This window comes from Rathayibacter sp. SD072, assembly GCF_017355185.1.
GTDB lineage: Bacteria > Actinomycetota > Actinomycetes > Actinomycetales > Microbacteriaceae > Rathayibacter.
In genome coordinates, this window is record NZ_JADILJ010000063.1 from 1 (window position 1) to 15,335 (window position 15,335).

The window sequence follows — 15,335 nt, forward strand, 5'->3', positions numbered from 1 at the left end:
CCCACGGCGGGGGGAAAACTCCGGCTGCGCGCGTCCCTCCCTCGGGGGCGGGGTCGGACGAGCGCTCCGTGGCTACCTGCGGTGACGCTATCCGCCGCTCCGAGGCCAGCGGGGCGGGTGAAAGGAAGCTCCGCGATCGGGGCCCTCGAAGGCGGGTGGCGATCGACGTGAGGCCGTCATCGGAGACCCTGGATGACCCTCGTTCGGGCCGCTCGATCGCAGTGTTCCCGGGCCGTGCGGACTCGTCACCCGAGAGTGACGGGCGCCCCGAGCACCGGGGTCACCGCGCCAGCGCCGCCAGCTCCGCGCGGTTCCGGGCCCCCGCCTTCCGCAGCAGGTTCGACACGTGGAACTTCGCCGTGTTCTCGCTGATGCCGAGGTCGTCGGCGATGCGGTGGTTCGAGGCGCCGAGGGTGATCAGGTGCAGCACCTCGCGCTCGCGGGCGCTGAGGTCGGCGAGGTCGAGGCCGTCGGGCTGAGCGGGCGGGTCCAGGGGCAGGCGGATCGACAGGGTCGAGCCCCAGCCGGCGGTCGAGGCGATGCCGAGGTCGCCGTCGAGACCGCGCACGCGCTCGGCGATGGGGCGGAGGGCCTCGTCGCGGGCGGTGAGCTCGCCGCGGCCGTCGTCGCGGATCTCGATCAGCAGGTTCAGGCCGTCGCAGTCCCACTGGATCCGCACGCGCCGCGTCTGCTCCGACTCGACGAAGGCGAGCACGGCGCTGCGGACGATCGCGCGGGCCGCGTGGGCGACCTCACCGGGCAGGGCGCGGCCGTTCGCGGGCGGCTCCACGAACTGCACGTCGAGGTCGCCGAACCGCACGAGCGGGCGCAGGTCGCTCCGGAGGCGCGCGAAGGCGCCCACGACCGGCTCGAGCATGGCGCTGCGCTGCTCGTCGGTGGCGGTGCGCAGCTCGACCAGGGCGTTGGCGGCGATGTCGATCGCGACGGCGCGGGCCGCGCGATCGTCGAGGCGCTCGGCGCGCAGGGCGGCGAGCACCGACTCCAGAGCGACCGCGTGCCGGTCGGCCTGCTCGGCGACGGTGCGGGCGTGCTCGAGCAGCAGCGCGCGGGAGGCAGGAGAGGAGTCCATCCGACGAACCTACCCGTCCTATCCGTCGAGGAGGGTGCCTACTCGAACGGGTAGGCGGGCCTGCTCCATCAGGGGGCCGACTCCGCCGACCGGTGCGCGCAGGCTGGAGTCATGCCCGACATCGAGGACCCCACCGCTGACCCCGCGAAGGCTCTGGCCGTGATCGTCGCCGAGGTGACCGCGGCGACGACGTCCCTCACCGAGGACGACCGTCTCGAGCCCGTCGCCGCGCTGCTCGCCGACGCCGACCGCGTCTTCGTGCACGGAGCGGGCCGCTCCGGTCTCGCCCTGCGGATGACCGCCATGCGCCTCATGCACCTCGGGCTCGTCGTGCACGTGGTCGGCGACGTCACCACCCCCGCGATCCGCGAGGGCGACGTGCTGCTCACGGCGAGCGGCTCCGGCACCACGGGCGGCATCGTCCGCGCCGCGCAGTCGGCCGTCGACGCGGGAGCGCGCGTGGCCGCGATCACGACGGCCGCGGGATCGCCGCTGGCCGAGCTCGCGTCCGCGGTGGTGATCGTGCCGGCGGCCGAGAAGCTCGACCGCTCCGGCATCGCCTCCGCCCAGTACTCGGGCGGGCTCTTCGAGCAGGTCGTCGTGCTCGCCGGCGACGCCCTGTTCCACGCGCTCTGGAAGCGCCGCGGCGAGAGCGCCGACGAGCTCTGGCCGCGCCACGCGAACCTCGAATGACCCCCGCACTCCCCGCACTCCCTACAGAAAGCAGAACCTCATGAAGCTCCAGTTCGCCATGGACACCCTCAGCACCGAGGCCGCCCTCGAGCTCGCCGCCGCCGCGGCTCCGCACGTCGACATCCTCGAGCTCGGCACCCCGCTCATCAAGAGCGCGGGCCTCTCGGCCATCACCGCGATCAAGGACGCCCACCCCGACAAGATCGTCTTCGCCGACCTCAAGACCATGGACGCCGGCGAGCTCGAGGCCGACATGGCGTTCAAGGCGGGCGCCGACCTGGTGACGGTCCTCGGAGTCGCCGGCGACAGCACGATCGCGGGTGCGATCGCCGCCGGGAAGAAGCACGGCAAGGGCGTGGTCGTCGACCTCATCGGCGTGCCCGACAAGGCCGCCCGCGCCCGCGAGGTCGTCGCGCTCGGCGCCGAGTTCGTCGAGATGCACGCCGGCCTCGACGAGCAGGCGGAGGAGGGCTTCACCTTCGACACGCTGCTGCGCGACGGCGAGTCCTCGGGCGTGCCGTTCTCGGTCGCGGGCGGAGTGAGCACCGCCACGATCGAGTCGGTGCAATCGGCGGGGGCCGTGGTCGCCGTCGCGGGCGGCGCCATCTACGGTGCGCCGGACGTCGGCGAGGCCGCCGCGGCGCTCCGCGCGAAGATCTCGTAGCCGGGTCGGGGCCGCCCCCGCATCTCCGCTCGCTCGACTCTCCAGAAGTTGTCGTACTCGAGCTCGAGTACGACAACTTCCGCGGAGTCGCCAGGCCTGTCCTCCCCGCAGCCCGCGCGTGCGCGCCCACTCCTCACTTCTGCGGACTCGCCGCGCGGACAGGGTCGCCGCACCCGCCTCACCGGTCAAGCCCCTCCCGGCCCGCCACTCCCCGCGGTTGCCTGGAGGACCCGACACGACAGGAGCACCCTTGCATCCCAGCACCACCCGCATCGCCCCCATCGAGACCTACTCCGACGACGACGGCTGGCACAACCGCATCGCCGACGCCCGCGTGCCGCTGACGCACCACGCCGACCGCGACGAGGCCGAGCGCGAGGGCGCCGAGATGGCCCGCCAGCGCGGCGGCGGCCACCTGGTCCGCGACTGACGCGCTCCCGACAACCGTCCCTTATCGCTCCGTCTCCCGCCCGGTCAAGTCTCTGTCCGGCCCCGCCGCCCCCGGCCTAACGTTGCCCGTCGTGCCGTCCGACCCCGGGTGCGCACGCGACGAGAGGACGACATGGCGACCACGAGTGGCCCCACGGCACACGCAGGCAGGCCCGACGCGGGCGCCGACGGACAGAAGCTGAAGCGCCGCATCACCGGCCCCCTCCTCTTCTTCTTCATCCTCGGCGACGTGCTCGGCGCGGGCATCTACGCCCTGATGGGCACGCTCGCGAACGAGGTCGGCGGCGCCGTCTGGATGCCGCTGCTCCTCGCGCTCGGCCTCTCGCTGCTGACCGCCGGCTCCTACGCCGAGCTGGTCACCAAGTACCCGAAGGCCGGCGGCGCCGCGGTCTTCGCCCAGCGCGCGTTCCGCCGTCCGATCGTCTCGTTCCTCGTCGGGTTCGCGATGCTCGCGGCCGGAGTGACGAGCGCGGCGGGTCTGTCGCTCGCCTTCGCCGGCGACTACCTCGGCACCTTCCTCGACGTGCCCACGGTGCCCGCCGCGATCGTGTTCCTGATCCTCGTCGCGTGCCTCAACGCCCGCGGCGTGGCGGAGTCGCTCCTCAGCAACACAGTGATGACCGTGATCGAGGTGAGCGGCCTGCTGATCGTGATCGCGTGCGTCGCTCTGCTCGTGGCGGGCGGCGGCGGAGACCTCTCGCGCACCGTCGAGATCGGCGGCGAGCAGGGACCGGCCCTCGCCGTGCTCGGCGGGGCGATCATCGCCTACTACTCCTTCGTCGGCTTCGAGACCTCGGCCAACGTCGCCGAGGAGGTCCGGGACCCCAGTCGCGTCTACCCGCGCGCGCTCTTCGGATCGCTCCTCGCCGCGGGCGCGGTCTACGTCCTCGTCGGCCTCGCCTCCTCGATCGCGCTGCCCGCCGACGAGCTGGGCGAGTCCTCGGCCCCGCTGCTCGACGTCGTCACCGCCTCGGGAGTGGGCGTCCCGGCCTGGCTCTTCAGCCTCATCGCGCTGATCGCGGTCGCCAACGGCGCCCTGCTGACCATGATCATGGCCAGCCGCGTCACGTACGGCATGGCCGAGGAGCGCCTGCTCCCCGCCGTGCTGAGCAAGGTCCTGCCGAAGCGGCGCACGCCGTGGGTCGCGATCGTCGTGACGACCGTGGCCGCGTGCCTCCTGACCCTCGTCGGCGACCTGGCGACGCTCGCCGAGACCGTCGTGCTCCTGCTGCTGCTCGTCTTCATCAGCACCAACGTCGCGGTCCTGGTGCTGCGCCGCGACCGCGTCGAGCACGCGCACTTCCGCGTCTGGACGGCGATCCCGGTCCTCGGAGTCGCGTCCTGCGTCCTCCTGCTGACGCAGCAGGACCCGATCGTCTGGGCCTACGGCGCCGCACTGCTGGGCATCGGAGCCGTCCTGCACCTCGTGACGAAGCGCCGGAGCGAGCGCGGCGAGCGGGTCCGCGACCGCGACTGAGCGAGGGACTGCAAGGGTCTCGAGACGCCGCCGCGCGGCCCGAGCCGTCGTCCCTGTACGGAACCGAGGTCGGGAGGGCTCGCGGGGCCCGCTCGAGTCGTCCGGGCCGCTCCCGACCTCGGTTGCGTACCGCTCGGCCTGCACATCTCAGGCTGAGCGCGGAGATTCGAGCGGACAACCGCGGATTCTGGTCGATGAGCCTGAGTTGTGGGGCTCGCCGGAGGCGGTGGGTCTCGAGACGCCGCCGAGCGGCTACTCGACCAGCGAGGAGTACCCGCTGATCGAGTAGCCGTCAGCCGCAGCGCGGCCGCTCAGCAGCTCCGAGCCGGATACGACGCGGTCGTCGTCGCCGATGCGGCAGCGCCGTCGACGGTGGCCGAGGCGACGACCGTGGCCGACGCCGCCGGCACCGAGCGCACCCGCGTCGTGAACGCCTGAGCGGAGCTCGCTCCCGGCGCCACCGTCGCGACCGACTTCGCTCCCCAGGCCGTGGTGACCTGCAGGGCGACGGGCACCGTGCTCGTGTTCGTGCTCGTGACCGTCAGCACGACCTTCCCCGAGACGCAGCGTGTCGAGGCTGCCGCCTGCACCGTCAGCGCCGGGGCCGCCGACACCGTGGTCGGAGTGCCGAGCGAGACGGGGGCGATCGTCACCCGGTCGATGTTCGGGGCGAACGCGGTCGCGTTGCTCAGGACGATCGGAGCCGTGCCGGTGGTCAGCGCGACCGGGATCGTCCGCTCCCAGAAGCTGTTCCACGAGATCGTGTAGCGGAAGTACGCGCTGCCGGAGGTGCCGGCGACGCCCTTCTCGCTCACGTCGATGCGGCGGTCGACGACCTGCGGGTTGTAGTCGTGGCGTCCGCTCAGCTCGGCGTTCGAGTAGGTCACGGCGACGTCGTACAGTCCCGCCGCGGCGATGCCCGCGGTGCGCGGGATCTCGATCGTGTTGCCCGCGCCGTTGCCGACCCAGCCGACGTACCGTCCCGAGACGTTCGACCCGGTGCTCGCGTCGAGGGAGGAGGCCGCGGCCGTCCCCGTCAGCGTCGCGTTCTCGGCCTCGATCGTCACGGCGGCGGAGTCGGCCGAGGCCGCGCGCGTCGTGGTCACCGTGCTCAGCAGCACGCCCGAGGGCGAGCGCAGCTCGATCTCGTTGATGCCCTGCGAGAGGTGCAGGCGTGCGGTCGAGACCCAGTGGCCCGCCGCGTCGGCGGTGACGCTGGTCACCGGTCGGCCGTTGACCGAGACGTCGATCCTCGAGGCGGCGGTCGTGCGGTAGTCGAGCGCCACGTCGTAGTAGCCGGTCTGCCACGCGTTCGCGTAGACGTCGGCGCGCTGTTCGCCCGAGATGCTCGCGGAGCCGCGGGCCCCTGGGCGGTCGTAGACCACGGAGGCCCCGCCGGCGTAGCGGAGGGTCGAGGCCGGGTAGACCGTCGTCTCGCCGTCGGTGATGTCGGTCAGCAGGAGCTTGTCGAGCGTGATGTCGGCGTTCGGGAGGACGGAGGTGCCGTTCTCGCTCGCGCGCAGCGAGAGCACGTGCTGCCCGGCGGTGAGCTGCACGGTCACCTCCGTGCTGCCGCGGTACTGCCACTTCTGCGTGCTCGTCAGCGCCAGGTCGGCCGTGTACTGCACGAGCTGGTTCTTCGCCCCGTCGACGAAGAGCGCGTGCTGCCCGGGAACGCCGGGCGTGGCTCCGATGACCTGGAACCGGTAGGTGCCGTCCCGGGGCACCGTGACGGTCCAGTCGGCCTTCGACGACACGTTGTTGAAGCCGCCGACGTCGCGGCCTCCGGAGGCGAGGAACTTCCAGCCTCCGCCGTCGGTCGGGTTCTGCGTGTACACCTGAGCGCCGGTCAGAGCGGTGCTCTCGGCCTCGATGCTCGTCTGCCAGACCGGGGTCGTGGTGACGACGCGGTCCTGGGTCGGAGTGATGACCACCTGGTAGGCGGCGTAGCGGTCGTAGCTCGGCATCGACAGATCGAGCGAGCCCGAGGCGAGAGCCGCTCCGTCGAGCGCCGCGACCACGCGGGGGGTGCCGTGCAGACCCTGGGCGCCCGAGAGGGTCGCCTCGCGGACCTCGACGTCGACGCTGGTGCCGAAGATCGCGGGATCGAGGCCGTCGAGGTCGAGTGCGACGTTCCCCAGGTCGGCGCCGCCGTACAGCACGGTGGCGCGCTTGTTCACGGTGTCGACCGCTCCGATGCCCTGGAGTGTGTCGGCGACGTCCAGCTGGGGCGGAGTGACGGCGACGGTGTCGGCGCCCTCGAGGTCGCCGTACCACTTGAACATCCACCAGCCGGCGTTCGCGGCGTTGGCCCGGGCGCTGTTGTCCGAGAGGTTGCCGGCGTAGTTCCAGTAGGCCGTCTGCGCGTCGACCTTCTCGTCCTCGAACATCGCGAGCCACTGGATGAGCTGACCGGGCGTGCCCATGTCGCGCAGCATCCCGTACTCGGTGATGTTGATCGGGATGTCGGCGATGCCCCTGGCGTCCTCGAGACCGCGGTAGTGCTCGAGGTGCGAGCGGAAGGTCGCGAGGTTGTCGATGCCCAGCTCGTGCCAGATCATGATCTGCGGCAGCGTGCCCGACGCCTTCGCGTGGTCGAGGAAGTCGGCGGTGCGGACGGGCTGGTAGGCCGCGTCACCGGGGCCGCCGACGCGCGCGGTGCCGAGTCCGTGACGCGCGTAGACCTCCTGGATCTTCTCGTAGGCGGCGTCCCAGTCGGCCAGGAAGGTGTCCTTCAGCGCGCCCCAGTCGTTGTACCAGTTGCCGCCGTCGGGCTCGTTGAACGGGATGTGCACGTAGTCCTCGGGGCGGTCGGACTGCGTCGCCACCGCCTCCGTCACGAACTCGACGATCTCGAGGTAGTCCCACACCCCGTTGGGCGTGCTCGTGTACGTGCCGGTCGCCTGGTCGTAGGTGCGGGTGTCGCCCGGCCGTCGGCCGCCGTTGTACGCCCAGTCGGGGTAGTAGTCCTGCGTGTAGATGTACATGTCCTCGCCGTGCTTGGCGAAGAAGCCGTCCTCCACCTTGAGCGAGTCACCGCTCGGGTGCTGGGTGCCGTACGGCGCCTTCTGCGAGGTGTTGGTGATGTGCGCGCCGTCGATGAGCGCCTGGGTAGGCGCTCCGGCGTCGCCGAAGCCGTAGAGCGTGCCGGTGGCACCTCCGCGGAAGGCTCCGGTCGACTGCGAGAAGTCGACCGCGAGGGTCTCGGTCCCGTCGGCGGCGGAGGCGGGCGCGACGGCCGCGAGGCCGAGGCTGCTGAGTGCGACGCCGGCGGCTGCGGCGCAGGCGATCGTTCTGGAGGCTTTCTTCATCGAATGCTCTTCCCGTGAGGCGGGGCCGGCACGGACGTGCCGGCGGGGGAGAGGATCCGGCCGGTGCCGGGGCGGGCGCGGCGCTCGGACCCTCAGGGAGGGACGATAGCGATTTCATGCGGGGATGACCAGCACTTCGTGAAATCGCTACCAGGACTCGCCCGCCCCCGTGACCGCGGGGTAGATAACGCTTTCATCACACGCTTGCGCTTTCGTGAAATCGGTATCAGTATCTCCACAGTCCCGAATCCGGGGCGACGCCCTTCCCACTCCACGACGACGAGGAGCTCCTGTGCCCGAGCAGCTGACCTGGGGGACCCGCGAGGGTCTCCGCCTGACCTTCGACTGCTCGCCCGGAGCCCCGGTCGCCCTCGTCGCCCTCGAGGCGGCCGACGTCCGCCTGGAGGCGACGCACGTCGCTCCCTTCTTCGAGATCACCACCGCCGCCGCGGGTCACGACCCCGCGACCTCCCGCCTGACCCACACCCGCATCGGTGCGGCGATGCGCTACGTGTCGCACCGCGAGAGCCTCGTCGACGGAGTCGCCGTCCTCGAGATCGAGGCCGAGGCGCCGTCGTTCGGCGTCGTCGCCCGCGCGGTCCTGCGGCAGGTCGTCGGAGTCGCGGCGGTCACCTCCGAGGTCGCGGTCGGAGCGCTGTCGCGCCAGGTGCTGCGCTCGGTCGCGTCCTGGAGCGCCGACCTCGGCGCGGCATCGGGCGCCGACGGCAAGGACGCCTTCACCCGCTGGTCGCTGCTGCGCGGTGAGAACGACTGGCTGGGGGAGGGGCGCTGGCGCACGGCGCCGGTCCGCGATTCCGGATTCGTGACCCTCCGCGAGGACATCACCGGCCACGACCCGCGCGGCGCGGTCGGCGCCGTCTCGACCGGCAGCTGGTCCACCGGGTCGCACCTCCCCGTCGGCGGGCTGATCGCCCCCGACGCCGCACTGCTCTGGCAGATCGAGCACAACGGAGCGTGGCGCTGGGAGGTGGGCGAGGACATCGACGGCGGAACGCTCGCCCTCACGGGCCCGACCGACCTCGACCACGGCTGGATCCGCGCCCTCGAAGCGGGGGACGTCTTCACGTCGGTCCCGGTGACCGTGGCGCTCGGAGCCACGGCCGACGCCGCGGTCTCCGCGCTGACGCACCACCGCCGCGCGAACCGCCGCTCCCACCCCGACGACACCGCCCTGCCCGTCGTCTTCAACGACTACATGAACACCCTCGACGGCGACCCGACCACCGCGAAGCTGCTGCCGCTGATCGACGCCGCCGCCGACGCGGGAGCCGAGATCTTCTGCATCGACGCCGGCTGGTACGACGAGAGCGGCGTGCCCGGCGGCTGGTGGAGCAGCGTCGGCGAGTGGCAGCCGTCGGCGAAGCGCTTCCCGGGCGGTCTCGGCGAGGTCGTCGAGCGGATCCGCTCCCGCGGACTCGTCCCCGGTCTCTGGCTCGAGCCGGAGGTGATCGGCGTCGACAGCCCGATGGCCGGCCGCCTCCCCGACGACGCGTTCCTGCAGCGGTCCGGCGTCCGGATCGAGGAGCACGAGCGCTTCCACCTCGACCTGCGCCACCCCGCCGCCGTCGCCCACCTCGACGAGACGGTGGACCGCCTGGTCGCCGACTTCGGCGTCGGCTTCTTCAAGTTCGACTACAACATCGACGCGGGCCCCGGCACCGATGCGGCCTCCGACTCCGTCGGCGACGGACTGCTGGGCCACAACCGCGCCTACCTCGCCTGGCTCGACGCCCTGCTCGACCGGCACCCGGCCCTCGTGATCGAGAGCTGCTCCTCGGGAGCGATGCGGCAGGACTGGGCCGTGATGTCGCGACTGCAGATGCAGTCGACCTCCGACCAGCAGGACTTCCGCCTCTACCCGCCGATCGCGGCCGCGGCGCCGATGATGCTCCTGCCGGAGCAGGCGGCCAACTGGGCCTACCCGCAGGCCGACATGGACGACGAGGAGATCGCGTTCTGCCTGGTCACCGGGCTGCTGGGCCGGTACTACCTCTCGGGCTATCTGAACCGGATGTCCGAGCCGCAGCTCGCCCTCGTGCACGAGGCCGTCGCCGCGGCCAAGTCGCTCCGCACGGCGATCTCCTCGGCCACCCCGCGCTGGCCGCTCGGCCTGCCCGGCTGGACGGACGACGCGATCGCCCTGGCGCTGCGCACGGACGGCGAGCACCTCGTCTCCCTCTGGCGCCGCGCCGGGACCGAGGACGTCGTGCTGCACCTCCCCGAGCTGATCGGGCGGGACGTCGACGTGTCGGTCGTCTTCCCCGTGACCCTCGCGGCGTGGGGCACCGAGTGGGATCCGGCCGCCGGCCGCCTCACCGTCCGGCCGACCGGTTCCGGCCCCTCCGCCCGCACCCTCCGACTGTCCCTCCGCACCACCTGACCCCCACCCCTGCCGGGTCCACCCGTCCCGGCGTACCCTCTCTCCACACAGAAAGCTCGAGTATTTCGATGAAGAAGTCACTCCTCAGCGCGGCCGTCCTCACGGCCGCCTCCGCTCTCCTCCTCGCCGGCTGCAGCGACCCGAGCGCCGGCACGGGCGGCGGCTCGGCCGCGCCCGCGTCCTGGCCCGCGCAGGACGCCGACCTCGAGGGCACCGAGCTCACCATCTGGGCCGCGCAGAACTCGAACACCGTCCCCGAGTCGGTCGTCGAGGGCTTCGAGGAGCTCACCGGCGCGTCCGTCGAGATCGAGACGATCCCGGACCCCTACGAGCAGGGCGTGCAGACCAAGGTCGCCACCGGCGACAAGCCCGACCTGGCGTTCTGGCAGCCGACCGCCTCGCAGCTCACCGCGTTGAATGCGACCACCAACCTGCAGAGCCTGGACGGCGCCCCCTGGCTCGAGGACGTCGACCCCGCGCTCGCCGACATCACCGGCACCCTCGACGACACCCGCTACGCGGCCCTCATCTCGACCCCCGCGGTCGAGGGCGTCTACTACAACAAGAAGGTCTTCGAGGAGAACGGCATCACCGAGCTCCCCACCGACTGGGCCTCGTTCCTCGAGACCGCGCGCCAGCTGAAGACCGCGGGCGAGACGCCGTTCTTCGAGATGGGCGCCGACCGCTGGGCCACCCAGTGGTGGGTGCAGGTCCAGCTCGCCGACGCCGCGGCCGACGGCCTCTGGGACCGCGTGAACGCGGGCGAGGAGAAGTTCACCGACCCGACCATCCAGGGCGCGATCGACTCCTACAAGGGCCTGATCGACGAGGGCCTGTTCAACGAGGACATCAAGACCGCCACCTTCGAGGACCAGGGCGCCGCCCTCCTCGCCGGCGACGCGGCCATGGTCGTCCAGGTCAACTCCTTCTTCGGCCAGCTGCAGTCGCTGTCCGACACCGAGACCCTGAACGACACCGTCGGCTTCTTCCCGATCTCGCCCTCCGGCAACGTCGGCACCTTCATCCCCGACCAGTCGAACGCGCTCGTCGCCTTCGCCACTGGCGACGCGGAGAAGGAGGCGGCCTCGCGCCAGCTCCTCTCGTACTGGCTGGGCGACGGCTACGCCGACTTCGTCGAGGCGCAGAACACCATCTCGCTCGAGCCCTCGGTCGCCACGCCCGATACCGTTCCCACCGCGCTCGTCTCGGTCAGCGAGTCGGTCGGCACCTCGGTCGGCTCGATGCAGGCCCAGGCCATCGCCAACCCGGACCTGTACATCTTCCTCGCCGACATGATCCAGGGCACGAAGACCCCGGAGGAGGTCGCGCAGGCGACGCAGGACCAGTTCGCGCAGCTCGCGAAGGCTCAGGGAGCCACCGGCTTCTAGCCACTCGACGCGGGGGCCGGCCGTCCTGCGGCGGGCCCCCGCTCCTCCTCCTCTCTCGAAAGGCAGTGCCCCGCGTGTCCACCACCCGAGCCGCCGCACCACCCCGGATCCTCGCCCGCGCCGCGAAGCCGGTCGCCGCCAGCGGTCGCCGCTCTGATCATCCGCTCGTCTTCCTCGTGCCGGCGCTCGTCGTGCTGGTCGTGTTCTTCTTCGTGCCGACGCTGTTCAACTTCGTCTACGCGTTCACCGACTGGTCGAGCTTCAAGGCGGCCATCGGATTCGTCGGGTTCTCGAACTTCGTCGACCTGTTCCAGAGCGGCACGCTGATCCAGGCGCTGCGGGTGACGCTGGTCTACGCGGTGCTGGTCGCGGTGTTCCAGAACCTGTTCGGGCTGATCCTGGCGCTGCTGTTCGAGAAGGACACGCGGGTCAACCGTTTCGCCCGGGTGATGTTCTTCATCCCGGTGATCATGTCGGCGCTCGCCGTCGGCTACGTGTTCCAGGCGCTGCTGAAGCCCGACGGCGCGCTCAACGGCATCCTGTCGTTCGTCACCGGCCAGACCGTGTCGACCGCGTGGCTCGGCGACACGACGTGGACGATCGTGGTCGTCGCCCTCATCCACTCCTGGAAGTGGATGGGCCTGTCGATGCTGATCTACCTGGCGGGCCTCAAGACGATCAGCGGCGACGTGCTCGAGGCCGCGCGGCTCGACGGATCCTCGTGGTGGCAGACGTTCCGCGACATCCGCTTCCCGCTGATCGCCCCGGCGCTCACCTTCAACGTGGCGACCGCTCTGCTCGGATCGATGAACGGCTTCGACATCGTGCAGGCCACCACCGAGGGAGGCCCGGGCGGCACGACGGAGCTGCTCAACATCTTCATCTTCCGCACCTTCGGCCAGGGCCTGTTCGCCCAGGCGACCACCATGAGCCTGATCCTCTTCGTGGCGGTCGCCCTCCTCGCCTTCCCCGTCATCCGCATCCTGCGCCGTCGAGAGGACGTGCTGTGAGCACCCTGGTCGAGAAGCCCGCCCCCGTCCGCCGATCCGCCCCCGTCGAGTCGAACCGGCCCTCCGCGGCGCGGACGCTCGCCCGCCTCGCTCAGCCGACCGCCGCGCTCGCGGCCGTCGTCCTGCTGCTCGGCGTGCCGTTCTGGCTCATCGTCAGCACCGCGGGCAAGACCCAGGCCGAGGCGCTGAACCCCAACCTCGCCGCTCCGTCGCAATGGCAGCTGGTCGAGAACTTCGCCACCGTCTTCACCGACGGGCGCATGGTGCAGGCGTTCCTCGGCAGCGTGCTCGTCATGGTGCCGTCGGTGCTCGGCGTGCTCGTCCTCGGCTCGATGGCCGCGTGGATCCTGGGCCGCCGCACGGGGCGCGGCATGGCCCTCGTCTACGCCCTCGCGATCAGCGGGATCGTGCTGCCGCCCGCGGTGGTCACGGTGGTGCTCCTGCTGCGCCAGCTCGGACTCGCCGGCACCGCCGTCGGCATGGTCGGCGTGTACATGGGGATGTACCTCTCGACGGTGATCTTCTTCGTCACCGGCTTCGTCCGCACCATCCCGGCGGAGCTCGAGGAGGCGGCCCGCGTCGACGGAGCGCGGCCGATGCGGGTGTTCTTCACGATCATCCTGCCGCTGCTGATGCCGGTGCTCGCGACGGCCACGATCCTCATCTGCCTGTACATCTGGAACGACGTCTTCTACGCGCTGTTCGTGGTCGGTGGGCGGCTCGACACCCTGCCGCTGAACCTCTACCAGGTGGCCAGCGCGGGGCTCTACCTCCAGAACTGGCACCTGATCTTCTCCTATATCATCCTGATGAGCCTGCCCCTCCTCCTGGTGTTCGTCTTCGCCCAGCGCAAGATCATCTCGGGCATCACGAGCGGCGCGGTGAAGTGAGCACCTCCGAGACCGATGCGGTGCCGATCGCCTCCGCCCCCTCCTGGCTCGCGATGCACCAGCGCGACGGCCGAGGACGGAAGCGGGACGACATGAAGCGGGACAGGGCGGCGAAAGCCCCGGTCATCGCCGATGTCGCGGCGCTCGCGGGAGTCTCGGTGCCCACGGTCTCGCGGGTGCTCACGGGTGCCGCGAAGGTGGCTCCCGACAAGCGCGAACGCGTGCTCGCCGCGATCGCCGAGCTGAACTACCGCCCCAGCTCCGCCGCGCGCGCCCTCGTCACCCGCCGCTCGCGCACCATCGCGGTCGTCGCCGGCAACACCTCGCAGTACGGCTACGCCGAGGCGATCCGCGGCATCGAGGAGGAGGCGCGGGCCGGCGGCTGGACCGTCACCATCACGGTGATCGAGTCGGCCGACCCGGACGACATCGAGAAGGCGCTGTCGCTCGTGCTGAGCCAGAGCCCCGACGGCGTGGCGGTGCTCAAGTTCGATCCGCCCGGTGTGGCGATGGTCGCGGCGCTGCCGCCCGGAGTGCCGGTCGTCGCTCTCTCGGGCGTGCGCGGGCGGGGCGTCTCGCAGGCCGTGCTCGACGAGCTGCACGCCGCCCAGGCGCTGACCGAGCACCTGCTCGAGCTCGGCCACCGGACCGTGCACCACGTGCGCGTTCCGCCGTCGCGCCGCGAGGACGGCCGGACCACGGGGTGGCGGCGGGCGCTGAAGGCCGCGGGCGTGGCCGAGGCGCCGACTCCGCTCGAGGCGACCTGGGAGCCGGAGTCCGGGCGCGCGCTGGCCCACCGCCTGGCGGAGGACCCCGAGGTCACCGCCGTGTTCTGCGGCAACGACGAGATCGCGATGGGCGTGATCAAGGGACTCACCGAGGCGGGCCTCCGCGTGCCCGAGGACATCAGCGTGGTCGGCTTCGACGACCACCCCCTCGCACGGATGTGGACCCCCGCGCTGACGACGGTGCGGCAGGACTTCGCGGGGCTCGGCCGCCGCGGCTTCGGACTGCTGCTGCGGGCGATGGAGGACGGCGGAGGCGCGACCTACTCGTCGGAGCGCCCGGAGCTGATCGTGCGCGAGAGCTCGGCGCCGCCGCGCGCGCGCTGATGGGTCCGCTCCCGGCGGCTGCGGGTCTCGATGCGCCGCTGCGCGGCTACTCGACCAGCGAGGGCCGGTGCTGGTCCGAGCCGTCGTCCTGTGCGGAACCGAGGTCGAGAGGGCTCGGGGGCCCCGTTCGAGTCGTCCGAGCGGCTCCCGACCTCGATTGCGGACCGCTCGTCCTGCACGACTCAGGCTGAGCGCGGAGACCCGAGCGGAGAACCGTGGATCCGGGTCGATGAGCCTGACTTCTGAGGCCCGCCGGGAGGCCGGAGGTGTCCTGCTGATCGAGCAGCCCGCGCAGCGGGCGTCTCGAGATCCACCCTCCGGTGACGGCGCCGACCTATCGCGCGCGCAGCAGCGCCAGGAACTCGTCGGCCATCGCCAGCTGCTCCTCGAGCTTCGCCCGGCGGGCGGCGGCGTCGGCGATGAAGGCGTCGAGGCGCGTGCGGATCCCGGCCGCCTCCTCCGGGGTGGCTGCGCTCTCGAGGCTGTCGGCGACGCGCAGCAGCTCGGCCATCGCGTCGAGCGAGAAGCCCAGCGGCTTCATCCGCCGGATGAGCAGCAGGCGGTCGACGTCGCGCTCGGTGTAGAGGCGGAATCCGCCGACGGTGCGCCCACTCGGCCGCAGCAGCCCGACCTCGTCGTAGTGGCGGAGGGTGCGCAGCGACATCGAGGAGCGGTCGGCGAGCTCGCCGATGCGCAGGGTCGCCTCGACCTCCTCGGCCGTCCGCTCGTCCGTCATGCACCGCTCCGCTCGTTCAGGCTGTCCGCAACCCTCACGTTGCGGTAGGTTTGCAGTCGATCCGCTCCCCGCCCCCATTCTCCGGCACGGCCGGAGCGGTCCCCGCGCGATGT

12 protein-coding genes are annotated in these 15,335 nt (G+C 71.7%); 9 read left to right on the plus strand and 3 right to left on the minus strand.

All coding sequences use genetic code 11. The annotated features are described in order from the left end of the window. Positions 1-280: 280 nt before the first annotated feature. Positions 281-1,090: a LuxR C-terminal-related transcriptional regulator gene (locus IOC53_RS17195; RefSeq protein WP_207407654.1), complete on the minus strand. Its 810-nt coding sequence runs from the start codon at positions 1,088-1,090 to the stop codon at positions 281-283. A gap of 111 nt (positions 1,091-1,201) precedes the next feature. Here IOC53_RS17195 and hxlB point away from each other — a divergent pair, with 111 nt between their 5' ends. The 4 genes from hxlB to IOC53_RS17215 all read left to right on the plus strand — a co-directional run bounded on the left by hxlB (position 1,202) and on the right by IOC53_RS17215 (position 4,374). Further along, positions 1,202-1,783 carry a 6-phospho-3-hexuloisomerase gene (gene hxlB / locus IOC53_RS17200; protein ID WP_207407655.1) on the plus strand — a complete coding sequence of 194 codons (582 nt, stop codon included), beginning with the start codon at positions 1,202-1,204 and terminating at the stop codon, positions 1,781-1,783. Between the two features lie 40 nt (positions 1,784-1,823). Then, positions 1,824-2,447 carry a 3-hexulose-6-phosphate synthase gene (gene hxlA, locus IOC53_RS17205; RefSeq protein ID WP_207407656.1) on the plus strand — a complete coding sequence of 208 codons (624 nt, stop codon included), beginning with the start codon at positions 1,824-1,826 and terminating at the stop codon, positions 2,445-2,447. Between the two features lie 250 nt (positions 2,448-2,697). Beyond that, complete coding sequence (locus tag IOC53_RS17210) at positions 2,698-2,877, plus strand: DUF2188 domain-containing protein (protein WP_207407657.1); 180 nt, start codon at positions 2,698-2,700, stop codon at positions 2,875-2,877. Positions 2,878-3,009: 132 nt separating this feature from the next. Then, positions 3,010-4,374 carry an APC family permease gene (locus IOC53_RS17215; protein ID WP_207407658.1) on the plus strand — a complete coding sequence of 455 codons (1,365 nt, stop codon included), beginning with the start codon at positions 3,010-3,012 and terminating at the stop codon, positions 4,372-4,374. A 311-nt stretch (positions 4,375-4,685) separates the two neighbouring features. Here IOC53_RS17215 and IOC53_RS17220 read toward each other — a convergent pair whose 3' ends face one another. Then, on the minus strand, positions 4,686-7,685 hold the full coding sequence (locus IOC53_RS17220; protein WP_242683481.1) for a hypothetical protein: 3,000 nt from the start codon (positions 7,683-7,685) through the stop codon (positions 4,686-4,688). A gap of 292 nt (positions 7,686-7,977) precedes the next feature. On the opposite strand from IOC53_RS17220, the gene IOC53_RS17225 reads away from it, so the two are divergent. From IOC53_RS17225 to IOC53_RS17245, 5 genes are all read left to right on the plus strand, one after another. After that, positions 7,978-10,086 (plus strand): glycoside hydrolase family 36 protein, encoded by a 2,109-nt coding sequence (locus IOC53_RS17225; RefSeq protein WP_207407659.1) that lies wholly within the window; start codon positions 7,978-7,980, stop codon positions 10,084-10,086. 68 nt (positions 10,087-10,154) lie between these two features. Next, positions 10,155-11,474: an ABC transporter substrate-binding protein gene (locus IOC53_RS17230; RefSeq protein ID WP_207407661.1), complete on the plus strand. Its 1,320-nt coding sequence runs from the start codon at positions 10,155-10,157 to the stop codon at positions 11,472-11,474. 74 nt (positions 11,475-11,548) lie between these two features. Beyond that, positions 11,549-12,484, plus strand: a complete 936-nt coding sequence (locus IOC53_RS17235) for a carbohydrate ABC transporter permease (protein WP_251947237.1) — start codon at positions 11,549-11,551, stop codon at positions 12,482-12,484. Then, the gene (locus IOC53_RS17240) at positions 12,481-13,374 is read left to right on the plus strand and encodes a carbohydrate ABC transporter permease (RefSeq protein ID WP_307786239.1); all 894 of its coding nucleotides are present in this window, start codon (positions 12,481-12,483) and stop codon (positions 13,372-13,374) included. Before IOC53_RS17235 ends, IOC53_RS17240 begins: the two co-directional genes overlap by 4 nt. Continuing rightward, positions 13,371-14,486 carry a LacI family DNA-binding transcriptional regulator gene (locus IOC53_RS17245; protein ID WP_307786240.1) on the plus strand — a complete coding sequence of 372 codons (1,116 nt, stop codon included), beginning with the start codon at positions 13,371-13,373 and terminating at the stop codon, positions 14,484-14,486. Before IOC53_RS17240 ends, IOC53_RS17245 begins: the two co-directional genes overlap by 4 nt. Positions 14,487-14,820: 334 nt before the next feature. On the opposite strand, the gene IOC53_RS17250 is transcribed toward IOC53_RS17245, so the two are convergent. Then, on the minus strand, positions 14,821-15,222 hold the full coding sequence (locus IOC53_RS17250) for a MerR family transcriptional regulator (RefSeq protein ID WP_207407662.1): 402 nt from the start codon (positions 15,220-15,222) through the stop codon (positions 14,821-14,823). Between the last annotated feature and the right edge of the window lie 113 nt (positions 15,223-15,335).

Bases quoted from the DNA above. Each gene is read 5' to 3' on its own strand.
- IOC53_RS17195 (WP_207407654.1), bottom strand. From the start codon at position 1,090: ATGGACTCCTCTCCTGCCTCCCGCGCGCTGCTGCTCGAGCACGCCCGC.
- hxlB (WP_207407655.1), top strand. From the start codon at position 1,202: ATGCCCGACATCGAGGACCCCACCGCTGACCCCGCGAAGGCTCTGGCC.
- hxlA (WP_207407656.1), top strand. From the start codon at position 1,824: ATGAAGCTCCAGTTCGCCATGGACACCCTCAGCACCGAGGCCGCCCTC.
- IOC53_RS17215 (WP_207407658.1), top strand. From the start codon at position 3,010: ATGGCGACCACGAGTGGCCCCACGGCACACGCAGGCAGGCCCGACGCG.
- IOC53_RS17220 (WP_242683481.1), bottom strand. From the start codon at position 7,685: ATGAAGAAAGCCTCCAGAACGATCGCCTGCGCCGCAGCCGCCGGCGTC.
- IOC53_RS17230 (WP_207407661.1), top strand. From the start codon at position 10,155: ATGAAGAAGTCACTCCTCAGCGCGGCCGTCCTCACGGCCGCCTCCGCT.
- IOC53_RS17250 (WP_207407662.1), bottom strand. From the start codon at position 15,222: ATGACGGACGAGCGGACGGCCGAGGAGGTCGAGGCGACCCTGCGCATC.